This is a genomic window from Streptomyces sp. NRRL B-3229 (assembly GCF_000719505.1).
Lineage (GTDB): Bacteria > Actinomycetota > Actinomycetes > Streptomycetales > Streptomycetaceae > Streptomyces > Streptomyces griseorubiginosus.
The window spans coordinates 220047-242674 of the sequence record NZ_JOGP01000006.1 but is presented as its reverse complement, the minus strand read 5'-3'; the positions used below and the strand labels follow the sequence as shown (position 1 = coordinate 242674).

The following is a 22628-nucleotide window of genomic DNA, read 5'->3' as shown; positions in this document are numbered from 1 at the left end:
TCCCCCTCGCCGGTCAGTCCTCCCAAAGTAGAGGCGGCGGGGCCGGCTGGCGAGAGGTCGGAAGGTCAGGAAACGGGTAGTTCCTGCGTCTCGCAGCGCAGTCGTCGATCTGGCCCCAACTCCCTCACGGTGCCCGTAAGTTGAAGCCGCGTCGTATACCTTGTCTCCGCGCTCGACGATGCCAGCCGCAGTTCCAGGTCGCCCGGCTCCACGATCCTCCGGCCCCTGCGGTCGGTGAAGGCGGACAGGTCCGTGTGGAAGCGGAAGGTGACCCGGCGGGACTCGCCCGGAGTCAGCTCCACCCGCCGGTAGCCGATCAGGCGGACGTCCGGGCGGGTCACCGAGGCGACCGGGTCGTGCAGATACAGCTGGACCACCTCGGCGCCCGCGCGGTCGCCGGTGTTGCGGACGGTGACGGCGAGGTCGTAGGAGCCGTCGGTGGAGATGTCCGGCGTCGAGCCCTCGACGTCCTCCCACACGAACTCCGTGTAGGAGCGGCCGTGTCCGAAGGCGTACAGCGGGGTCGGGTCCAGGTTGCTGACCTCGCCCGCGAGGCCGAGCGGCGGCTGGAGGTAGGTCCAGGGCTGGCCGCCGGGCACCTGCGGGACGCTCACCGGGAGGCGGCCCGAGGGGTTCACCCGGCCCGAGAGGACCCCGGCGAGCGCCGGGCCGCCCTCCTCGCCCGGGAAGAACGCCTGGACGACCGCGCCGAGCCGGCCCTGCCAGCGGCCCAGCGCGTAGGGGCGGCCGGTGAGCAGGACGAGGACGACCGGGACGCCGGTCGCGACCAGGGCGTCCAGCAACTCGCCCTGGACGCCCGGGAGTCGCAGGTCCGTCACATCGCAGCCCTCGCCCGAGGTGCCCCGGCCGAACAGGCCCGCCCGGTCGCCGAGCACCGCCACGCAGACGTCCGCCTCGGCCGTGCGGGCCACCGCCTCCTCGAAGCCTCCGGTGTCCGGGTCGTCGACCCCGCAGCCCTCGGTGAACGTCACCTTGGCGTCCGGGAGTTCGGCGCGCAGGGCGTCCAGGACCGTCGGGATCTCGATGCCCGTCGGGACGTCCGGGTGGTGGGTGAGCACATGGGAGGGGAACGAGTAGCAGCCGAGCATCGCCAGCGCGTCGGCGGCGCGCGGGCCGACGACCGCGATCCGGGTGTCCGGGGCGAGCGGGAGCAGACCGTCCGGGTTGTCGAGCAGGACCACCGACTCCTCGGCGAGGCGGCGGGCAAGCGCCCGGTTCGCCGTCGAGTCGAGGTCGATCCGGCCGGTGGGTTCCGGGTCCCAGTCCTCGTCCAGCAGGCCCAGTTCGCACTTCTGGAGCAGGACCCGGCGGGCCGCCCGGTCGATCAGGTCCTCGGGGATCTCCCCGGCCCGGACCGCCTCGACGAGCGGACGGCCGTAGCACTTCACCGTCGGCAGTTCGACGTCCAGCCCCGCCTCCAGGGCCGCGCGGGCCGCGCCCGCCTCGGTGCCGGCGACCCGGTGCTGGGTCTGGAGGAACCCGACGCCGAAGTAGTCGGCGACGACCGTGCCGGTGAACCCCCAGTCCCCGCGCAGGAGTTCGGTCAGCAGTCCGGGATCGGCGGAGGCCGGCACGCCGTCGGTGTCGGTGTACGCGGCCATCACCGAGCGCGCCCCGCCCTCGCGCAGCGCGAACTCGAAGGGCGGCAGGGTGATGTCGGCGAACTCCCGCACACCGGCCCGTACCGGCGCGAGGTTGCGGGCCCCCGCCGAGGAGGCGTACCCGGCGAAGTGCTTGAGCGTGGCGACGATCCCGGCCCGTTCCAGACCCCGCACGTATGCGGCGCCGATCGTGCCCACCAGGTACGGGTCCTCGCCGATCGTCTCCTCGACCCGCCCCCAGCGCGGGTCGCGAACGACGTCCAGAACGGGGGCCAGGCCCTGGTGGACGCCGACCGTACGCAGGTCGCGGCCGATGGCGCCGGCCATCTCCTCGACCAGTTCGGCGTCCCAGCTCGCACCCCAGGCGAGCGGGACCGGATAGGCGGTCGCCCGCCAGGTGGTGAAGCCGGCCAGGCACTCCTCGTGGGCCAGCGCGGGGATGCCGAAGCGGCCCGCCTCGGCGATTCGGCGCTGGGCGCGGGCCAATGCCTGCGCGCCCAGCGCCGGGTCCACGGGGGCGGTGCCGAAGGGGCGGGTCAGCTGGCCGAGCCCCCGGGTGATCAGCTCGTCCCAGTCGTACTCGGCGGTCATCTCGCGTTGCAGGGGAGCGACGCCGTCCCCGTCCGTGCTGGCGCCCACCCACACGCCGTACAGCTGGGCGGTCTTCTCCTCCAGGGTCATCCGGGAGAGCAGGTCGTCGACGCGGGCGGCGGCGGTCAGGGCGGGGTCACGCCAGGGCGCGGTGGTCATGTAACTCCTGTCGGGCTCGACTGTCGGGTCGACGACCTTCGCGAATGTTTCGATATTAAATCCGAATGTTTTGGGAACCTAGGGCCGTCAGGAGGGTTCGTCAAGAGGTCGCGCAGGGATACGATCGCCGCCATGACACCCCCGGAGCCCGCTGAAACCCGGACGACTTCCCCTGCGGTGGGGCGGTCGCAGCAGACCGCGACCCTCGCCGAGATCGCTCGGGAGGCCGGCGTATCGGCGCCGACAGTTTCGAAGGTCCTCAACGGCAGGGCCGATGTCGCGCCCGCGACCCGTGCCCGCGTCGAGGACCTGCTGCGCGCGCACGGCTACCGGCGCCGGCGCGCCGAGGCGAGCCGTTCGCCCCTGATCGACCTGGTCTTCCACGAACTGGAGAGCGCGTGGGCGATGGAGGTGATCCGGGGTGTGGAGAACGTGGCCCGGGACGCCGGGCTCAGCGTGGTGCTGAGCGAGAGCGCGGGCCGGCTCACCCCCGGCCGCACCTGGGCCGACCAGGTCGCCGCCCGTCGCCCCTACGGCGTGGTCCTCGTGCTGTCCGGGCTCGACGAGTCCCAGCGCGCGCTGCTGGGCAGCAGGTCGATCCCGTTCGTGGTGATGGACCCGGCCGGCGATCCGGGCGCCGACGTGCCCTCGATCGGCGCCACCAACTGGCAGGGCGGGCTGGCCGCCACCCGGCACCTGGTCGACCTCGGGCACCGGCGGATCGGCGCGATCACCGGGCCCTCCCGCATGATGTGCAGCCGGGCGCGCGTCGACGGCTACCGGGCCGCCCTGGAGACCGCCGGACTGCCGGTCGACCCCGGGCTGATCATGGCCGGCGACTTCCACCACGAGACCGGCTACCGGCGGGGTCTGGAACTCCTGCGCCGCCCGGACCGGCCGACGGCGGTCTTCGCCGGCAACGACCTCCAGGCGCTCGGCCTGTACGAGGCCGCGCGCGAGCTGGGGCTGCGCATCCCGGAGGACCTGAGCGTGGTCGGGTTCGACGACCTTCCGGTGGCGCGCTGGGTGGGGCCGCCGCTGACGACCGTACGGCAGCCCCTGACCGAGATGGCCGAGGCCGCCGCCAAGCTGGTCCTCGACCTGGGCCGCGACGCCGGCACCCCGGCGGCGACCCGGGTGGAACTGGCGACGAGCCTGGTGGTCCGCAGCAGCACGGCATCGCCTCCGGCGGGGTGAACGGGGTGGCGTGACCAGGGAGGACGTTCCGCCGACGCGCCGCCCGCCCCGAGCCGGGGGGCGTGCGGCCACACGGATTCGAAGCCAGTCGACTTTGAGGTCGAAACTTTCGACGTCTCTTCTGCGGAGTCCGGCGGCGCTCGGCGGAGCCGGGAGGCACCCTCCGCGGAGCGCTCCGTGACACCGGGATGAGAAGTCTGAGAATTTCCGAAGTAATGGGGTCTCAAGGTTCCTGCCCGTAATAATTCGGACTTACGTTCTTGCCCGTGACGGGACAGAACGGGGACGGGGACGCCGGGAGAAGACCAGGTCGGCGGCCGGGGGTGTGGAAGGTCGCCGGTCTCGCTTTCGCGGGTCTGCTGGTGGTGGGCGCGGGGGCGGCCGGCTGGGCCTACTGGCATCTCAACAACAACATCAAGAGCGTCGACATCAACACCGCGCTCGGCGACGACCGACCCCCCAGGGCGACCCCGACCCCCTCACCCTCCACCACCACGGCCGCCCTCCCCACCGAAGCCGTCAACATCCTGGTCCTCGGCTCGGACTCACGCAGCGGCAAGGAGAACAAGGCACTCGGCGGCGGCGACAGCACCGGCGCCCGCTCCGACACCGCGATGGTCGTGCACGTCGACGCCGGACGCACCGGGGCCACGATCGTCAGCATCCCCCGCGACACCCTCCTCACCCGCCCTTCCTGCCCCCTCAAGAGCGGCGGCTCCTCGGCGGTGGCGTACGGCGCGATGTTCAACAGCGCCTACTCGGTGGGCGGTCCGGTGTGCGCCGTGAAGACCGTCGAGTCGCTCACCGACGTCCGCATGGACCACTACCTCGAGATCGACTTCTCCGGCTTCGCCAAGCTGGTGAACGCCCTCGGCGGGGTCACGGTCACCACGGACGAGGACATCGACGACGACGACAGCCACCTGCACCTGAAGGCGGGCACCCACCACCTGGACGGAAAGAAGGCCCTCGCGCTCGCCCGCACCCGGCACGGCATAGGCGACGGCAGCGACCTGGGCCGCATAGGCCTCCAGCAGACCCTCGTGAAGGCCCTGCTGGAGCAGATGGCCGCCACGAACCTCCTGACCAGCCCCACCAGGCTGTACACCGTCGCCGACGCGATCACCGGCAGCATCACCACCGACACCGGTCTCGCCTCCCTGTCCGATCTCATCGACCTCGGCGAGAGCCTGAAGGGCCTGCCGAGCGGCGAGGTGAGAACGGTGACCATGCCGGTGGTGCCCGCGCCCTCGAACCCCAACCGGGTGGTGGCCGAGGAGCCCGCCGCGAGCAAGCTCTGGAAGTCCCTCCGGTGAACTCTCCCCGAGTTCCCGCTGACGTGTTCACCGAAAAAACTGGATGACTGCTGCAACCAGCGCGCGTCCAGTGATGTCTGTTGCGGTGACCACATTGCAGTAACCAGGGGGAAACACAGATGTCCAACTCGCGTGCGTACAAAGCCTGGTCCGTGCCGCTGATCGCCGGAGTGCTCGCGCTCGGCGCCGTCCCCGCCCTCGCCGGCAGCGCCTCGGCGGCCGAGTCGAAGGCCGTCCAGGACGACTTCAACGGCGACGGCTACAAGGACCTCGCCGTCGGCGCCCCGACCGCCACGATCGGCGGCAAGCAGGGGGCGGGCTACGTCACCGTCATGTACGGCGGCCCGCACGGCCTGACCAAGGACAGCCGCACCATCATCAGCCGTTCGACCAGCGGCATCCCGGGCGATCCCGCCGCGGGTGAGAACTTCGGCTACCAGCTGTCCACGGGGGACCTGGACGGCGACGGCCGCACCGACCTGATCATCGGCCAGGCCTCCTCGACCCGGGACGCGGTCGTCGTCTGGGGATCCAAGGAGGGCCTGTCCGGCGGGGTGTCGGTGCCCGCGGCGACCACCCAGGCGGGCGACTTCGACGGCGACAGCTGGCCGGACCTGGTCCTGTTCCGCGGCGGCCGCTCCCAGGGCGACGACCCGCTCGGCACCAAGGCCACCGTCTGGCGGGGCCCGATCTCCCGGGACGGGAAGCCGACCGCCACGCAGGACTTCGGCTCGACCAGGGTGAACCCCTACGACGTGACGTACGCGGCCGCCGGGGACGTCAACGGCGACGGGCGCGACGACCTCGCGCTGACCGTCTACACCGGTGACGGAGGCGTCGGCTCCCAGCTGTACCTGGCCAACGCCTCCGGAGGCGGGTTCACCTACGCCGACTCCCCGGCGGGCAGCGGCCAGGTCGCCTTCGGCGACGTCAACGGCGACGGCTTCGACGACGTCGTCCGGGGCGTCCCGAACGACTCCTCGGTCACGGTGGCCCTCGGCTCGGGCTCCGGTCTGAAGCCGGCCTCGACCTGGAAGTCGTACAGCCAGGACACCGAAGGGGTCCCCGGCGCCAAGGAGGAGGGGGACGCCTTCGGCTACGCGGTGTCCGCCGGTGACGTCGACAACGACGGCTTCGCGGACGTGGCCGTGGGCTCGCCCGGCGAGAAGCTCGGCGACAAGGACGGGGCCGGCATGGTCAACGTCCTCTACGGCGGTCGCGGCGGTCTGACCGGCACGGGCGCCCAGGGCTTCACCCAGGACACGGACGGAGTCCCCGGTGCCGCGGAGGCGAGCGACAACTTCGGCGACGCGGTCAGCGTCCTCGACATCAACGGCAACGGCTACGCGGACCTCGCGGCGTCGGCGTCCCGCGAGAACATGGTCGAGGGCGGGAACGCCGGCGAGGGCGCGGTCTGGTCGCTGCGCGGGCGTCCGGCCGGCATCGTGACGGACGCGGCCTTCACCTTCGGACCCCGCACGGTCGGGGCGCCGATCGAGCGGGCCTCGTTCGGCGGCTCGCTGTCGTAGCAGGTCAGGGCGATGATGAAGGGCCCGGGAAGAATTCTCCGAAGAAATCCGCGGAGTCTGTCGATCCCGGGCCCTTCCGATCGACGCACTGGTGAGAGGCCGGGAAGGACCGGCCCCGCAGCGACCGAGGAGTCACCATGCCGCGTTACCTGTCGATGGTCCAGATCGACGAGAAGACCGCTCCCGCCGAGGGTCCCTCCGAAGCCCTGATGCAGCGCATGGGCGAGCTGATCGAGGAGATGACGAAGGCCGGGGTGCTGCTCGACACCGCCGGACTGACGCCGACCGCGCAGGGGGCCCGGGTCCACTGGGAGAAGGGCGAGCTGTCGGTGACCGACGGGCCCTTCACCGAGGCCAAGGAGGTCGTCGGCGGGTACGCGATCGTGCAGGCCAAGGACATGGCCGAGGCGATCGAGTGGACCAAGCGCTTCCTGAAGGTCCACGAGGAGCACTGGACGGTCACCTGCGAGGTGCGGGAGATCGCGGAGGGCTGAGACCGGGAAGCCGGGCCGTCTTCCTCGGCCTTCCTTGGCCAGGGGACCGCACGGGTGTCGAATGGGGGGCTGTGACCACCTCACAGCCCTCCCGCGCCGACGCCCGCACCTCCGTCGAGACCGTCTTCCGTCTGGAGTCGCCCCGGATCATCGCCGGCGTCACCCGGGTCGTCCGGGACGTCGGCATCGCCGAGGAACTCGCCCAGGACGCGCTGGTCGCGGCCCTGGAGCAGTGGCCGCGTGACGGCGTCCCGGACAACCCGGGCGCCTGGCTCATGGCCATCGCGCGGCGCAAGGCCGTGGACCTGGTCCGGCGCCGTGAGAACTACGCCCGCAAGCTGGCCGAGATCGGCCGGGACCTGTCGGAGACCGCCCCGCCCGAGGAGCCCGCCGACCCCGACGACATCGACGACGACCTGCTCCGGCTCGTCTTCACCACCTGTCACCCGGTGCTGTCCGCGGAGGCCCGCACCGCGCTCACCCTGCGCCTGCTCGGCGGCCTGGCCACCCCCGAGATCGCCCGCGCCTTCCTGGTCCCGGAGGCCACGGTCGCCCAGCGCATCGTGCGCGCCAAACGGACCCTCGCCACGAAGAACATCGCCTTCGAGGTGCCCTACGGCCCCGACCGCGAGGCCCGCCTCGGCTCGGTCCTGGACGTCATCTACCTGATCTTCAACGAGGGTTACGCGGCCACCGCGGGCGACGACTGGCTGCGCCCCTCCCTGTGCGAGGACGCCCTGCGCCTGGCCCGGCTGCTGTCCGCCCTCATGCCCAAGGAACCCGAAGTGCACGGCCTGGCGGCCCTGTTGGAGTTCCAGGCGTCTCGGACGGCCGCCCGCACCGGACCGCGCGGCGAACCCGTCCTCCTCAAGGACCAGAACCGCAGCCGCTGGAACCGCATGCTCGTCGCCCGCGGCATCAAGGCCCTGTCCCGCGCGGAGGCCACGACCGTCGGCGCTCCCGGCCCCTACGTCCTCCAGGCGGGCATCGCCGCCTGCCACGCGCACGCGTACTCCTACGAGGAGACCGACTGGCGGGCCATCGCCACCCTCTACGCCCTGCTCGCCGCCCGCGCCCCCTCCCCGGTCGTCGAACTCAACCGCGCGGTCGCCGTCTCCATGGCCGAGGGCCCGGCCCCGGCCCTGGAGATCGTCGACGCGCTCACCGGCGAACCCGCCCTGCACGACTACCACTTGCTGCCGAGCGTCCGCGGCGACCTCCTCGCCCGCCTCGGCCGTACGAAGGAGGCCCGGACCGAGTTCGAACGCGCGGCCGCGCTGACACGCAACGAACGGGAGCGGGAGCTGCTCCTGGAGCGGGCCAGGGAGTGCGGATCGTGACCCGAAGCGGATCGTGACCTGAATTCGCACAGGTGTTTACTCGTAACTCGGTTCCCTCGCGTTTCCTTGCGATTTAAAGTGACACGGCCCCCAGTACGGGGGCTGTGACATCCCATGGGGGGACGACAACTTGAGACAGACCATGCGCCGCCGTGCCCCGGCGCTCGCGACCGCGGCGGCCCTCGCCGCGGTGGGCACCCTGGCCGCCGCACCCGGCGCCACCGCCGACGACGCGGGCCCCTGGCCCGGCACCGAGGGCCGCATCCTGACCGACGGGCCGGTGCTCGTCGACACCGTCACCGGCAAGCAGACCGCGGTGCCCAACACCGGCGGCTGGTATGCCGCCTGGGCCCCGGACGGCAGCCGGCTGGTGACCTCCTGGAGCCAGATCACCAGCATCCGCCCCAGCGGCGGCTCGAAGTTCGACCTGCCCTGGGCCGAAGGCATGCGCTCCAGCGCCCAGTACCAGGACCTCGCCTTCTGGTGGGGTGGCCGTTACGTCGTCTTCTCGACCGGCGGCCAGCTCGCCTACGGCCCCTCCGACGCCTCCTGGGCACCCCGCCCGCTGCTGTCGTCGGCCCTGGAGCCGTCCACCGTCTGCGACACCGACCCGACGGTGAGCCCGTCCGGCACGGTCGCCTTCGAACGCCGTATCAACTACGGCTGCTACGACAACGCCGGAGTGTACGTCTACGACCCGGCCGCCAAGACGGTCAAGCGGGTCCTCGCGAACGCCGGGCAGCCCGCCTACTCGCCCGACGGCACCCAGCTGGCCTTCGTCCGCAACGACGCCGACGGCAAGCAGCAGATCTTCACGGCCAAGGCCGATGGCACCGACGTCAAGCAGCTCACCACCGGCTCGGGCTACGTCGCCAACCCGTCCTGGTCGCCGACCGGCAAGCGCATCGTCTTCGACGCGCACACCTCGGGCGGCAGCAGCGACGTCCACACCACCGAGTACGCCGACGTGGCCACGGGTGAGCGCACGGCCGTCCCGGGCACCCCGCAGGGCAGCAACCCGAGCTGGCAGCCGCTGCGCAAGAACAACACCGCCCGGATCTGGGGCTCCGGCAGTACCCCGACCGTCGTCGCGGCCTCCCGCTGGACCTGGAACAAGGTCGGACAGCACGTGCCCGGCCTGATGGACGCCAAGGCGGCCGTGCTGACCAACCAGGACAGCACCGCGTACGCGCTGACCGCGCCCGCGCTGGCCGGCAAGAAGCAGGGGCCGGTCCTGGCGACCCCGAAGGGCGGGCTGTCGGCGGCGGCGAAGGCCGAGCTGAAGCGGGTGCTGAAGCGGGGCGCCAACGTCTATCTCCTCGGCTCCACATCCGTCCTGAGCTCGGCGGTCACCTCCCAGGTGAAGGCCCTCGGCTTCACGCCCAAGCGGCTGACCGGCGCGGACCGCTTCGCCACCTCGGTGGCCGTGGCCAAGACCATCACCACCAGCCCGAAGTACGTCTTCCTGGCCTCCGGCACCGACGCCTACGCGTCCCTCCCGGCGGCCGCCGCGGCCGGTGCCGACGGCACGGGCAGCGCGGGCGGTCTGGTCCTCACCAACGGCAAGTCGCTGACGTCGTCGGTGAAGTCGTACCTCAACGGTCTGAACCCGAACAAGACCATGGTCATCCCGGTGGGGGCGGACGCCAGGTACGCGCTGACCCACACGAACTTCTCCCGGTGGCCCTCCACGTACTCGTACTACCCGATCTCGGGGAAGACCAGGGCGGCTCTCTCGGTGGCCGTCGCCAAGTTCTGGTGGAGCACGCCGAGCAACGTGGCGCTCGCCTACTCCGGTTCCTGGCGCGACGGGCTGTCGGCGGCCGGGGCGATGAACGTCTTCGGGCCGGTGCTGTGGACCTCCCGCGCTTCTCTCTCGTCCGAGCTGACGAGCTATCTGCTGCGTGAGTCCGCGAGCACCAACTCCGTGATCGCCTTCGGCGGCACCGGCAACCTCTCGGCGGGCACGCTCAGTTCGGCGGGCGCCTCGGTCGCCGCGAACAGCGCCCAGGTCGTCTACACGCCGTTCCGCAACGGTGACGAACCGGCGAGCAGCCGGACCGCCGCCCTGCGCACCGGCGGCGACGCGACCCTGAACGCCACCGCGGCGCGGACCGGGCCGGTCGGCGCCGACCCGCACCTGGAGCCGCTCAGGACGGTCCAGCACCAGTGACGGCCCTCGCGGGGGCGCCGACCAGCATGGTCGGCGCCCCCGCGACCCGCGTCAGGAACACCGTCACCGCGTTCGTGCCCTGCGGCTTCGGCAGTGCCTTGCGCCGCAGCTCCTCCGGCTCGACGGCCGACCCCCGCTTCTTCACGGTCAGGATGCCGACCTCCCGCTCCCGCAGCAGCGCCTTCAACTTCTTCACGTTGAAGGGGAGTTGGTCGGTGATTTCGTACGCCGTCGCGTACGGCGTCGCACGCAGGGCGTCCGCGGTGACGTAGGCGATGGTCGGGTCGATCAGCCCGCCGTCGAGCTCCTCGGCCGCCTCGGCGACCAGATGGGCCCGGATGACGGCACCGTCCGGCTCGTACAAGTACCGCCCCACGGACCGGACTTCGGGGTCGGGGAGCCCCCGGCCCAGCAGGGTCCGCGGTCCCGGCAGCAGGGTGGCCCGTACGGCGCCCGGGGTGCCGCCGAACCACAGCACGGCCTCCTTCACGTCCCCGCCGTCGGAGATCCACTCCGCCTCGGCCTCCTCGGGGACCGCCTCGTGCGGGATGCCGGGCGCCACCTTCAGCGCGGCGTGCGGGGCCCCGAGGGCCGCCTGGACGGCCCAGGAGAGCGGGGGCGAGTAGGCCTCCGGGTCGAAGATGCGCCCGCGTTTCGTGGAGCGCCGGGCCGGGTCCACGAACACGGCGTCGTACGCGGCCGTGTCGACCTCCGTGACGTCCGCCTCCCGCACCTCGATCAGGTCGGCGAGCCCCAGCGCGTCCGCGTTCGCCCGCGCGGCCGCCGCGGTCAGCGGGTCCCTGTCCACCGCGAGGACCCGGATCCCGGCCCGCGCCAGCGCGATCGCGTCCCCGCCGATCCCGCAGCACAGGTCGGCGACGGAGGTCACCCCCATCGCCCGGAAGCGCTCGGCCCGGTAGGCCGCGACACTCGCCCGCGTCGACTGCTCCACCCCGTTCGGCGTGAAGAACATCCGCCCCGCGTCCTCGGCCCCGAACTTCGCCACCGCCCGCTGCCGCAGCCGCGCCTGGCCGAGCGCGGCGGAGACCAGTTCGGCCGGGTGCTCGCGGCGCAGCCGGGTGGCGACGGCGAGTTCGTCGGCGGGGGCGGTGCCGCGCACGGAGTCGAGGAGGGCGCGGCCCTCGGGGGTGAGGAGGGGGGCGAGGTCGTTCACCGGGTCATTGTGGGCCAGTCGGTGGACGGCGTGCTCCCCGGTGGCGGTGTCGCCCCGGGACCAGGGGAGTGACCTGCGAGGATCCGGCCCATGCGAACGGTGGGACAAAAGTATAAAAACAGTGCATTCATGGTGTCGATCCGCAGCGGACTCGTCCTTCTGGCCGTAGCCGCCCTGGTCTCCGGCTGCGCCGAGCGGAACGGAACCGGCGCCCGGCACCAGTCGGCCGGCATCCGGGCGGGCCAACCCCTGAAGGCGCCCCCGGCCCCCGCCGCCGACCTCACCGACGTCCAGGCCGACAAGACCCGCATCCGCGCCGCCGAGTTCCGCGCCGAGCAGGCCCGCATCGCCGCCGCCAGGCACTGGGGTCTGAAGCGGGTCCCGCTCACGGCACCGCCGGCCCCCGCGCAGAAGCCCCGCATCACCACCCGCCGGGGCTTCGAGGTCGACGGCCACGAGGAGGACGGGCTCCCACCGGTCTTCACCACGATCCCCACTGACCGGAAGATCGTCTTCCTGACCATCGACGACGGCGCCGAGAAGGACCCCGCCTTCCTGCGGATGACGACCGAGCTGAACCTGCCGTACACCGCCTTCCTCAGCGACTACCTGATCAAGAGCGACTACGGCTACTTCGCGAGGATGCGGGACCGCGGGGTCGTGCTCGACAACCACACCCTCCACCACCCCTACCTGCCCGCACTGTCGTACGCCCGCCAGAAGCACGAGATCTGCGGGATGCAGGACGTCATCGAGAAGCGCTACGGCACCCGGCCCCGGCTCTTCCGCCCGCCCTACGGCAACTACAACGCGGACACCTTGCGCGCGGCGAAGTCCTGCGGGGTGCGGTACGCGCCGATCTGGAACGAGGAGGTCTTCGCCGACCACTGGGAGTACCGCGAGACGGACCAGGACATCCACCCCGGTGACATCGTGCTCAGCCACTTCCGGGGCCGGTCGGACGGCAAGGGCACCATGCCCGACATGGTCCGCCGCTTCCTGGACAAGGTCACGGCCGAGGGATACGCCGTCGCGCGCCTCGAGGACTACCTGTGAAACAGCGGGCCCTGGTCGCCGCCGGGCTGGCGGCCGTACTGCTCACCGGATGCGCCCAGTCCGTCGACCCCATCGAACGACTGGGCCGCAAGGCCGCCCAGCGCGTGGGCTCCTACGGCCCGCCCGGCGCCGACGGACGGCCGTACCGCCACTGGGGCCTCACCGCCTCGCTGCCCGCACCCCCGGAGCACCCTGCCCGCCCCGTACCGGTGGACCCGGGCGGCCCGCTCCCGGTGGTGAAGCGGGTGCCGACGACCGACAAGGTCGTCTTCCTCACCTACGACGACGGCGCCGAGCGGGACCCGCGCTTCGTCGACCTGGTCCGTGAACTGCGGCTCCCGGTCAGCATGTTCCTCACCAACAGCGTGGTCGGTCCCGGGTACGGCCACTTCGCCCGCCTCCAGTCGGTCGGCGCGAGCATCCAGAACCACACCCTCGACCACCCCGCCCTGCGTGGCCTGCCCTATGCGGGCCAGCGCGCCGAGATCTGCGGCCAGCAGGAGAAACTCCACGCCCGCTTCGGAATCCGCCCCCGCCTGTTCCGCCCGCCCTACGGCACGTACGACACCACGACCCGCCATGCGGCGACCGACTGCGGCCTCTCCGCCCTCGTCCTGTGGAGCGTCTCGGTACAGGGCCGTGCGTTGCAGCACCCGCTGCGCCCGGGGGACATCGTCGCGGTGGCCTCGGGCGAGGAACAGGGCCCGGGCCTGACCCAACGCACGACGACGGTACTGAGGGAGATCGAGCGGCGGGGCCTGACGGTCGGGCGCCTGGAGGATTACCTGTAGCCATCCAGCTCGTCCGGCTGGCGCTTCCAGCCCGTCCGGCGTTTGAGGACGAGGCCGCAGGCCGACGGGGGTCCGGGGGCGCAGCCCCCGGGGCGCGAACCCCCACCCACCCGCACCCGATCCGGCACAGCCAGCGCAGCGAATTGGCACTCCGCTTGACCGAGTGCTAATCGCGGTCATAGTCTCGGCTCTGGCACTCCGCAGGTGAGAGTGCCAACACAGCGACGGGCAGGTCCGGCACCCGCGACGACGGATCCACCTGGTCGCCACCTCAGACAGTTAACCCCGTGAGATCTCCGAAGGGGGAGGTCGGATCGTGACGACCACCAGCTCCAAGGTTGCCATCAAGCCGCTCGAGGACCGCATCGTGGTCCAGCCGCTCGACGCCGAGCAGACCACCGCCTCTGGCCTGGTCATTCCGGACACCGCGAAGGAGAAGCCCCAGGAGGGCGTCATCCTCGCCGTGGGTCCGGGCCGCTTCGAGAACGGCGAGCGCCTGCCGCTCGACGTGAAGGTCGGCGACATCGTGCTGTACAGCAAGTACGGCGGCACCGAGGTGAAGTACAACGGCGAGGAGTACCTCGTCCTCTCGTCCCGCGACGTGCTCGCGGTCATCGAGAAGTAAGGGGGTCTGGGGGTCACCCCCAGAAACCCAGTACCTCAAGCACATTTTGCTTGTGAGCTGCGCCCCGGGCCCCCGCCACCTTATGAAGCCGGGCGTCTGGGGCGCAGTTCGTTTCACCCACATTTTCCGAGAGGGCTGAACCGCTCCCATGGCGAAGATCCTGAAGTTCGACGAGGACGCCCGTCGCGCCCTCGAGCGCGGCGTCAACAAGCTTGCCGACACGGTCAAGGTGACGATCGGCCCCAAGGGCCGCAACGTCGTCATCGACAAGAAGTTCGGCGCTCCCACCATCACCAACGACGGTGTCACGATCGCCCGCGAGGTCGAGATCGAGGACCCGTACGAGAACCTCGGCGCCCAGCTGGTGAAGGAGGTGGCGACCAAGACCAACGACATCGCGGGTGACGGCACCACCACCGCCACCGTGCTCGCCCAGGCGCTGGTGCGCGAGGGCCTGAAGAACGTCGCCGCGGGTGCCTCCCCGGCCGCCCTGAAGAAGGGCATCGACGCCGCCGTCGCCGCCATCTCCGAGGACCTCCTCGCGACGGCCCGCCCGATCGACGAGAAGTCCGACATCGCCGCCGTGGCCGCGCTGTCCGCCCAGGACTCGCAGGTCGGCGAGCTCATCGCCGAGGCGATGGACAAGGTCGGCAAGGACGGTGTCATCACCGTCGAGGAGTCCAACACCTTCGGTCTGGAGCTGGACTTCACCGAGGGCATGGCCTTCGACAAGGGCTACCTGTCCCCGTACATGGTCTCCGACCAGGAGCGTATGGAGGCCGTCCTCGACGACCCGTACATCCTGATCAACCAGGGCAAGATCTCCTCGATCCAGGACCTGCTGCCGCTGCTCGAGAAGGTCATCCAGTCGGGTGCCTCCAAGCCGCTGCTGATCATCGCCGAGGACGTCGAGGGCGAGGCCCTGTCGACCCTGGTCGTCAACAAGATCCGCGGCACCTTCAACGCGGTCGCGGTCAAGGCCCCCGGCTTCGGTGACCGCCGCAAGGCGATGCTCCAGGACCTGGCGACCCTCACCGGCGCCGAGGTCATCTCCGAGGAGGTCGGCCTCAAGCTCGACCAGGTCGGCCTGGAGGTGCTGGGCACCGCCCGCCGTGTCACGGTCACCAAGGACGACACCACGGTCGTCGACGGCGCCGGTGACTCCGCCGCCGTCGCGGGCCGCGTCGCCCAGATCAAGGCCGAGATCGAGAACACCGACTCCGACTGGGACCGCGAGAAGCTCCAGGAGCGCCTCGCGAAGCTGGCCGGCGGCGTGTGCGTGATCAAGGTCGGCGCCGCCACCGAGGTGGAGCTGAAGGAGAAGAAGCACCGTCTGGAGGACGCCATCTCCGCGACCCGCGCCGCGGTCGAGGAGGGCATCGTCTCCGGTGGTGGCTCCGCTCTGGTGCACGCCGCCAAGGTGCTCGAGGGCGGCCTCGGCAAGACCGGCGACGAGGCCACCGGTGTCGCCGTCGTCCGCAAGGCCGTCGTCGAGCCGCTGCGCTGGATCGCCGAGAACGCGGGCCTCGAGGGCTACGTCATCACCTCCAAGGTCGCCGAGCTCGACAAGGGCCAGGGCTTCAACGCCGCGACCGGCGAGTACGGCGACCTGGTCAAGGCCGGCGTCATCGACCCGGTCAAGGTCACCCGCTCCGCCCTGGAGAACGCCGCCTCCATCGCCTCCCTCCTCCTGACGACCGAGACCCTGGTCGTCGAGAAGAAGGAAGAGGAGGAGCCGGCCGCCGGTGGTCACAGCCACGGCCACTCCCACTGAGCGCACCGCTCGTAAGGAGGCCCCCGTTCCCCGCGTCGTGCGGAGAACGGGGGCTTTCCCCTTCGCGGGTCACCGGTCCCCGTGCTCAGTCCCCGAGTACCCCCAGCTGCTCCATCAGCCCCGCCCGGTCGTACTCCCACCACCCCTCGCAGATCCTGCCGTCCCGGAACCGGTGCCAGGTGGTCCCGGTCATGGTCACGTTCTGCCCGGTGGCCGGGATCCCCACGAAGTCGCCCGTGTGCTTCCCGGCCCACGCCCACCGGGTGCACACCCGGTCGTCCTGGGCGATCTGGTCGTCCACCCGGAAGCTGAAGACGAAGGCCCGCCGCCATCCTTCGTACTCCTCCCGGGCGCCGGCCAGCCGCAGATCCTCCGCGTTGGCGGGGTCGTGATCGAGGTAGTCCTCGTCGAACCGCTCGAACAGCTCCGCGGTCCCGCTGCGCCCGGCCCGCTCGAAGAACTCCCGCGCGACGACCGCGTTCAGCCGCTCGTCCCGCACCACGTCGAGGTCCATGAAGGTGGGCGGCGCGTCGCACAGCGCGACCATCTCCTGGGCGATCCGCTCGGTCTCCGGCAGCCCGGAGTTGCGCATCGCCTCCTCGTACGACGGGAACTCCACGATCTCCACGAAGTGCGACGCGTCGGCCCGGTCCTTCCCGATGGTGGCGTGCGTCGCCGTGCGCTTTCCGCTGGTCTGCTCGACCCAGCTGTCCAAGAGCCGGTTCATCTCGTCGAACCGGCTGGTCCTGCACTCGATGAGCTGTACGAAGGTCATGCCACACCGCCTCCGGCCCCCCTGGGTCCGGCTGGAACGTCACCATTGTCCGCCCTGGGGTGTCCTGGCGTCCTGCGGTGACGGGAAAAGTGCCTGTCCCGTGGCCGTTCCCTCCGCGGCTCTACTGCGGTCCGTACTTCCGACCTGTCCTCGACGAGACCCCGCCCAGCAGTCCCCGGGGCGTCACCTTCACCAACCCCATGAGGGCCTTGTAGCGGGGGTCGGGGATCGACAGGGTCCTGCCGCGGGCCAGGTCGCTCAGGGCCGCTGCGACCAGCTTGTCCGCGTCGAGCCACATCCAGTTCGGGATGTTGTCCGTGCCCATCCCCGCCCGCTGGTGGAACTCGGTGCGGACGAAGCCGGGGCACAGGGCCATCAGGCGTACGCCGGTGCCCGCCAGGTCCTTCGCCACGCCCTGGGTGAACTGCACGACCCACGCCTTCGAGGCGCCGTAGGTCCCGCGAGGGACGAACGCGGCCACCGAGGCGACGTTCACGACACCCCCGCGCCCCCGCTCCCGCATCGCCTCCGACGCCGCCGACGTCAGTCGCAGCACCGCCTCGCAGTGCACCTTGAGCATCTTCAGCTCGTCGGCCATGGAGACGTCGAGATAACGGCCCTTGTTGCCGAAGCCGGCGTTGTTGATGAGCAGGTCGACGGGGGCTTTGCGGTCGGAGAGGCGGGCGGCGACCGTCTCGATGCCGTCGTCCGTGGCGAGGTCGGCGGTGCGGACCTCCACCTCGACGCCGTGCCGGTCGTGGAGTTCGGTCGCCTGCTCCTGGAGCCGCTTGGTGTCGCGGGCCACCAGCACCAGGTTGTGCCCGTCGGACGCGAGCCGTCGTGCGAACGCGGCACCGATGCCCGCGGTCGATCCCGTAATCAATGCCGTTGTCATGGCGCAAGGTTAATGACCGGGACCGACAGCGCCCGCGTCCCCGGGGTGCGCCGGACGCCGTACCGCGCGCCACACTCGAAACCATTAGGACAGCCGTCGCTTTCGACGTCGCGTCAAAGCGCCGCTTATCCTCGGGCCGTGATCGAGGCCCGTCATCTCCGTGTCCTGCGTGCCGTCGCCGCCACCGGCTCCTTCTCCGCCGCGGGACGTGAGCTGGGCTGCACCCAGCCCGCCGTCAGCCAGCAGATGAAGGCCCTGGAGGCGTCGGTGGGCACGCCCCTGGTCGTCCGCAGCGGGCGCGAGATGCGGCTGACGCAGGCGGGCGAGGCCCTGGTGCGGCACGCCGCCGGGATCCTCGCCGGGCTCACGGCGGCCGAGGAGGAGGTCGCCGCGATCGCCGGGCTGCGGGCCGGACGGGTCCGGCTCGTGTCCTTCCCCAGTGGCAGCTCCACCCTGGTCCCCACCGCCCTCGCCGCCCTTCGCGCCGCCCACCCCGGCACCCGGGTCTCCCTGGAGGAGGCCGAACCGCCGCAGTCCGTCCGCCTGTTGCGGGAGGGCGACTGCGACCTCGCGCTCGCCTTCCGCTACGAGGGGGCGGCCCTGGAGGGGGAGTGGGACGACCTCGTCGTACGGCCCCTGCTCACCGACCGGCTCGTTGCCCTCGTACCGGAGCGGCACCGGCTCCCGCGCGCGGGGTCCGTGGCCATCGGGGAGCTCGCCGAGGAGTCGTGGATCGCCGGATGCCCGCGCTGCCGGGGCCAGTTGGTCGAGGTCTGCAAGAGCGCCGGCTTCACGCCCCGCATCGACTTCGCGACCGACGACTACCCGGCCGTCGTCGGCCTGGTGGGCGCAGGCCTTGGAGTCGCCGTACTGCCGCAGCTCGCGATCGAGTCCGTACGGCCACGGGGCGCGCGCACGGTGACGCTGGAACCGGCGGTCCGGCGCGAGATCGTCGCGCTCACCCTGCCCGACCTGGCCCGGGTGCCGGCCGTGGCGGCGACGCTGGAGCAGCTCGCGGTCGCGGCGGGTCGGAAATGAGGGGCGCACGGAAATGAGGAAGGGCACGCGCGTGCGTGCCCTTCCTCTGATCCTCTGAAGAAACGTTCCTTCAATTGTTCGATGCGCCGCTCCCGACGGACGACGCCGACACCAGCCGGTGCCTCGCCCGCCCCATGAGCTCCTCGCGCTCGTCCTCGGTCAGCCCGCCCCACACGCCGTACGGCTCTCTCACCGCCAGCGCGTGCGCCGCGCACTGCGCGCGCACCGGGCACCTCATGCAGACCTCCTTGGCCGAGTTCTCGCGAGCGCTCCGAGCCGCACCGCGCTCGCCCTCCGGATGGAAGAAGAGCGAGCTGTCCACCCCGCGGCAGGCAGCCAGGAGCTGCCAGTCCCACAGGTCCGCGTTCGGTCCTGGAAGGCGGGAGAAATCTGCCATTGCGTGACCCCTTGTAGCCGTTCTGGGCGGATACGGTGTCCACGACCGTACATCTACGATCTAAGGAGATGAAAATATGACTCATTGCGAATCTAGCCTCAGACACCAGGAAATGGGAAGAAAAGGGTCTGAATGGGGCATGGGTTGTGATGAAACGTTGTGGGTCCGCCCTGCATGTCTGCACCGTGTCCGCGCCCTCACGTAGAGTGCCGAAGACAGTGCACAGCCCCGTAACTCTTTCGGGTGACCGTCGTTGAGAGTGCGGAGGCGGTTGAAGCAAGAAGTGCTCGGGCAGGCGTCCGAGACGGTCGACCGCTCAGGTGACGATTTCGTACCAGCCTGGAGGCTCAAGGTGACGTGCATCAGCTGCGGAGGGCGGCCATGACATCCGTCCTCGTCTGCGACGACTCCCCGCTTGCCCGAGAGGCGCTGCGCCGCGCGGTCGCGACCGTGCCCGGTGTCGAGCGCGTGACGACCGCGGCCAACGGCGAGGAAGTCCTCCGCCGCTGGGGTGCGGACCGTTCGGACCTGATTCTGATGGACGTACGCATGCCCGGTCTGGGCGGCGTCGAGACCGTGCGCCGGCTGCTGTCCGCCGACCCCGGCGCGCGCATCATCATGCTCACCGTCGCGGAGGACCTCGACGGGGTCGCCCTCGCGGTGGCCGCGGGTGCGCGGGGCTACCTCCACAAGGACGCCTCCCGCGCGGAGTTGCGCGCCACCGTCACCCAGGCGCTCGCCGACCCGACCTGGCGGCTCGCCCCGCGCCGGCTGCGGTCCGCCGAGATGGGCGCCGCGCCGACGCTCACGGCGCGTGAGATCCAGGTGCTCGAGGGCATGAGCCACGGGCGGTCCAACGCGGAGATCGGGCGGGAGCTGTTCCTCTCCGAGGACACGGTCAAGACTCATGCTCGGCGGTTGTTCAAGAAGCTCGGTGCGTCCGACCGGGCGCATGCCGTCGCTCTTGGGTTCCGGTGGGGTCTGGTTCGCTGAGAGCTCGGTCGTATCGGTCGTCGTACGAGTGCGGGCCTGTTGCGGCTGGGCGCACCCACGCGGCGGAAGCCGCATGTTGATGCCGTCCCGCGCCCCTGACGGGGCGCGGTAGCGGCCGTCGGTCAAGCGGTCCACTCGGCGTCCAGTGCTTGTTTCGGCGCGGATGCCGCATCCTTGAGATGTGGAGTCTCTCGGGGACGAGTCGGTCGAGCGGAAGGGGAGGGCGCAGGGTATGGGTTCCGGCGCACCTGCTCATAACGCTTCGGTGCACAACAACCAGCGCGATGCCACGGATCCAACGACGCCAGGGCACCATGGACCGATGCGCGACGACGAGGCGGCTCATCCCCATGGGGCGATCGGTGCGCTCGTCCACAGCGCCGTCGAAGGGGACGAGCAGGCCACGCACGACCTGCTCGCCCATGTCCACCCCCTGGCCCTGCGGTACTGCCGCACCCGTCTGTCCCGTCTCCCGGGCGACGCCCGGCATTTCGTGGAGGACCTCGCGCAGGAGGTCTGCGTAGCCGTCCTCCTCGCCCTGCCGCGCTACCGGGACACCGGGCGCCCCTTCGAGGCGTTCGTCTTCGCCATCGCCGCCCACAAGGTCGCCGACCTCCAGCGGGCCGCCATGCGGCACCCGGGATCCACGGCGGTCCCGTCCGACGAGATGCCGGAACGCCCCGACGACTCCCTCGGCCCCGAGGAGCGCGCGCTGCTCAGCAGTGACGCCGAGTGGGCCAAGAAGCTGCTGGCCAACCTCCCCGAGAACCAGCGTGAGCTGTTGCTGCTGCGCATCGCGGTGGGGTTGACGGCGGAGGAGACGGGTCAGATGTTGGGAATGTCACCCGGTGCGGTCCGGGTGGCGCAGCACCGGGCGCTGAGCAGGCTGCGGGCCCTGGCCGAGCAGTAGGCGCGCTGGACAAGGGCGCGCTCCTGAACGGGCGGCGCGCCGTTTCCGTACGAACATACGAAGCCCGGAGCGGGTCCGGACCGTGGAATCGGTGGAATTTGCCACCCTTGCTTCCCGTTAGCATGGACATCCGCACCGATCAAGGCCATTGGGGAAGGTGTCATGACTGCAAACGTCGACGGAGTGCCTGCCAAATTCGCGACGCTCGGGCTGACCTACGACGACGTGCTGCTGCTGCCGGGAGCGTCCGAGGTGCTCCCCAACGCGGTCGACACCTCGTCCCGCATCTCCCGCAATGTCCGGGTGAACATCCCCCTGCTGTCCGCCGCCATGGACAAGGTCACCGAGTCCCGTATGGCGATCGCGATGGCCCGCCTCGGCGGCGTCGGCGTGCTGCACCGCAACCTCTCCGTCGAGGACCAGGTCAACCAGGTCGACCTCGTGAAGCGGTCCGAGTCCGGCATGGTCACCGACCCCATCACCGTGCACCCCGAGGCGACGCTCGCCGAGGCCGACGCGCTGTGCGCCAAGTTCCGCATCAGCGGTGTCCCGGTCACCGACCCGGCCGGCAAGCTCCTCGGCATCGTCACCAACCGCGACATGGCCTTCGAGTCCGACCGCAGCCGCCAGGTGCGCGAGGTCATGACGCCGATGCCGCTGGTCACCGGCCAGGTCGGCATCTCCGGCACCGACGCCATGGACCTGCTGCGCCGCCACAAGATCGAGAAGCTGCCGCTGGTCGACGACGCCGGTGTCCTCAAGGGCCTGATCACCGTCAAGGACTTCGTCAAGGCGGAGAAGTACCCCAACGCCGCCAAGGACGCCGAGGGCCGCCTGCTCGTCGGTGCCGCCGTCGGCGCCAGCCCCGAGGCCCTGGAGCGTGCCCAGGCGCTCGCCGAGGCCGGGGTGGACTTCCTGGTCGTCGACACCTCGCACGGCCACAACAGCAACGCGCTCAGCTGGATGTCGAAGATCAAGTCGAGCGTCGGCGTCGACGTCATCGGCGGCAACGTCGCCACCCGCGACGGCGCCCAGGCGCTCATCGACGCCGGTGTCGACGGCATCAAGGTCGGTGTCGGACCGGGCTCCATCTGTACGACCCGTGTCGTCGCCGGTATCGGCGTCCCGCAGGTCACCGCGATCTACGAGGCCTCCCTCGCCGCCCGCCCGGCCGGCATCCCGCTGATCGGTGACGGCGGCCTCCAGTACTCCGGCGACATCGGCAAGGCGCTCGCCGCCGGTGCCGACACCGTGATGCTGGGCTCGCTGCTGGCCGGCTGCGAGGAGTCGCCCGGCGAGCTCCAGTTCATCAACGGCAAGCAGTTCAAGTCGTACCGCGGCATGGGCTCGCTCGGTGCCATGCAGTCGCGCGGCCAGGCGAAGTCGTACTCCAAGGACCGCTACTTCCAGGCCGAGGTCGGCTCCGACGACAAGCTCGTGCCCGAGGGCATCGAGGGCCAGGTGCCCTACCGCGGCCCGCTCTCCAGCGTCCTGCACCAGCTCGTCGGCGGTCTGCGCCAGACCATGGGCTACGTGGGCGCGGCCACCATCGACGAGATGGAGTCCAAGGGCCGCTTCGTGCGGATCACCTCGGCGGGCCTCAAGGAGTCGCACCCGCACGACATCCAGATGACGGTCGAGGCACCGAACTACAGCCGTAAGTAGGTATCTGTACGGGCATCTGTCCGATGGGGCGGCTCCGGGAGCATCCGGGGCCGCCCTTGTCGTACCCGTCGGGGATACTGGAAGGCGCTGCAACGCATCAGGGAAAGGCCACAC

At 71.1% G+C, this 22628-nt stretch carries 19 protein-coding genes; 14 read left to right on the top strand and 5 right to left on the bottom strand.

The window, feature by feature from the left end; translation table 11 throughout:
- Window positions 1-65 precede the first annotated feature (65 nt).
- A complete protein-coding gene (locus IF54_RS0111320) occupies window positions 66-2372 on the bottom strand; it encodes a glycoside hydrolase family 3 N-terminal domain-containing protein (RefSeq protein ID WP_030317240.1) in 2307 nt (768 codons plus the stop codon).
- Between the two features lie 132 nt (window positions 2373-2504).
- On the opposite strand from IF54_RS0111320, the gene IF54_RS0111315 reads away from it, so the two are divergent.
- The 6 genes from IF54_RS0111315 to IF54_RS40480 all read left to right on the top strand — a co-directional run bounded on the left by IF54_RS0111315 (window position 2505) and on the right by IF54_RS40480 (window position 10421).
- The gene (locus IF54_RS0111315) at window positions 2505-3569 is read left to right on the top strand and encodes a LacI family DNA-binding transcriptional regulator (RefSeq protein WP_030317238.1); all 1065 of its coding nucleotides are present in this window, start codon (window positions 2505-2507) and stop codon (window positions 3567-3569) included.
- Window positions 3570-3835: 266 nt separating this feature from the next.
- The gene (locus tag IF54_RS0111310) at window positions 3836-4885 is read left to right on the top strand and encodes an LCP family protein (protein WP_234438963.1); all 1050 of its coding nucleotides are present in this window, start codon (window positions 3836-3838) and stop codon (window positions 4883-4885) included.
- Window positions 4886-5004: 119 nt separating this feature from the next.
- Entirely contained in the window at window positions 5005-6414 is a 1410-nt protein-coding gene (locus tag IF54_RS0111305) for an FG-GAP repeat domain-containing protein (RefSeq protein ID WP_030317233.1), read from the top strand.
- Between the two features lie 137 nt (window positions 6415-6551).
- Window positions 6552-6908: a YciI family protein gene (locus IF54_RS0111300; protein ID WP_030317231.1), complete on the top strand. Its 357-nt coding sequence runs from the start codon at window positions 6552-6554 to the stop codon at window positions 6906-6908.
- Between the two features lie 71 nt (window positions 6909-6979).
- Window positions 6980-8248 (top strand): RNA polymerase sigma factor, encoded by a 1269-nt coding sequence (locus tag IF54_RS0111295; protein WP_030317230.1) that lies wholly within the window; start codon window positions 6980-6982, stop codon window positions 8246-8248.
- 130 nt (window positions 8249-8378) lie between these two features.
- A complete protein-coding gene (locus tag IF54_RS40480) occupies window positions 8379-10421 on the top strand; it encodes a cell wall-binding repeat-containing protein (protein ID WP_234438962.1) in 2043 nt (680 codons plus the stop codon).
- On the opposite strand, the gene IF54_RS0111285 is transcribed toward IF54_RS40480, so the two are convergent.
- Window positions 10399-11595, bottom strand: coding sequence for a class I SAM-dependent methyltransferase (locus IF54_RS0111285; protein ID WP_030317227.1), 1197 nt, complete (start codon window positions 11593-11595; stop codon window positions 10399-10401). The genes IF54_RS40480 and IF54_RS0111285 overlap by 23 nt on opposite strands.
- Before the next feature lie 129 nt (window positions 11596-11724).
- On the opposite strand from IF54_RS0111285, the gene IF54_RS0111280 reads away from it, so the two are divergent.
- From IF54_RS0111280 to groL, 4 genes are all read left to right on the top strand, one after another.
- Window positions 11725-12651 carry a polysaccharide deacetylase family protein gene (locus IF54_RS0111280; RefSeq protein ID WP_030317225.1) on the top strand — a complete coding sequence of 309 codons (927 nt, stop codon included), beginning with the start codon at window positions 11725-11727 and terminating at the stop codon, window positions 12649-12651.
- Window positions 12648-13442 carry a polysaccharide deacetylase family protein gene (locus tag IF54_RS0111275; protein WP_030317223.1) on the top strand — a complete coding sequence of 265 codons (795 nt, stop codon included), beginning with the start codon at window positions 12648-12650 and terminating at the stop codon, window positions 13440-13442. The genes IF54_RS0111280 and IF54_RS0111275 overlap by 4 nt, the downstream gene beginning before the upstream one ends.
- Before the next feature lie 316 nt (window positions 13443-13758).
- Entirely contained in the window at window positions 13759-14067 is a 309-nt protein-coding gene (gene groES / locus IF54_RS0111270) for a co-chaperone GroES (protein WP_013001368.1), read from the top strand.
- 148 nt (window positions 14068-14215) lie between these two features.
- Window positions 14216-15841, top strand: coding sequence for a chaperonin GroEL (gene groL / locus IF54_RS0111265; RefSeq protein ID WP_030317219.1), 1626 nt, complete (start codon window positions 14216-14218; stop codon window positions 15839-15841).
- A gap of 85 nt (window positions 15842-15926) precedes the next feature.
- Here groL and IF54_RS0111260 read toward each other — a convergent pair whose 3' ends face one another.
- Both IF54_RS0111260 and IF54_RS0111255 read right to left on the bottom strand, forming a co-directional pair.
- Entirely contained in the window at window positions 15927-16616 is a 690-nt protein-coding gene (locus IF54_RS0111260) for an ester cyclase (RefSeq protein WP_030317216.1), read from the bottom strand.
- A 121-nt stretch (window positions 16617-16737) separates the two neighbouring features.
- The gene (locus IF54_RS0111255; protein ID WP_030317214.1) at window positions 16738-17511 is read right to left on the bottom strand and encodes an SDR family NAD(P)-dependent oxidoreductase; all 774 of its coding nucleotides are present in this window, start codon (window positions 17509-17511) and stop codon (window positions 16738-16740) included.
- A gap of 138 nt (window positions 17512-17649) precedes the next feature.
- Between IF54_RS0111255 and IF54_RS0111250 the strand changes: the two genes are divergently transcribed.
- Entirely contained in the window at window positions 17650-18549 is a 900-nt protein-coding gene (locus tag IF54_RS0111250; protein ID WP_030317211.1) for a LysR family transcriptional regulator, read from the top strand.
- A 70-nt stretch (window positions 18550-18619) separates the two neighbouring features.
- On the opposite strand, the gene IF54_RS0111245 is transcribed toward IF54_RS0111250, so the two are convergent.
- Window positions 18620-18946 (bottom strand): WhiB family transcriptional regulator, encoded by a 327-nt coding sequence (locus IF54_RS0111245; protein WP_007384136.1) that lies wholly within the window; start codon window positions 18944-18946, stop codon window positions 18620-18622.
- Between the two features lie 381 nt (window positions 18947-19327).
- On the opposite strand from IF54_RS0111245, the gene IF54_RS0111240 reads away from it, so the two are divergent.
- From IF54_RS0111240 to guaB, 3 genes are all read left to right on the top strand, one after another.
- Complete coding sequence (locus IF54_RS0111240; RefSeq protein ID WP_003948568.1) at window positions 19328-19939, top strand: response regulator transcription factor; 612 nt, start codon at window positions 19328-19330, stop codon at window positions 19937-19939.
- 322 nt (window positions 19940-20261) lie between these two features.
- Entirely contained in the window at window positions 20262-20849 is a 588-nt protein-coding gene (locus IF54_RS0111235) for a sigma-70 family RNA polymerase sigma factor (RefSeq protein ID WP_007384137.1), read from the top strand.
- A 162-nt stretch (window positions 20850-21011) separates the two neighbouring features.
- A complete protein-coding gene (gene guaB, locus IF54_RS0111230; protein WP_030317209.1) occupies window positions 21012-22514 on the top strand; it encodes an IMP dehydrogenase in 1503 nt (500 codons plus the stop codon).
- The last annotated feature ends 114 nt before the right edge of the window (window positions 22515-22628 follow it).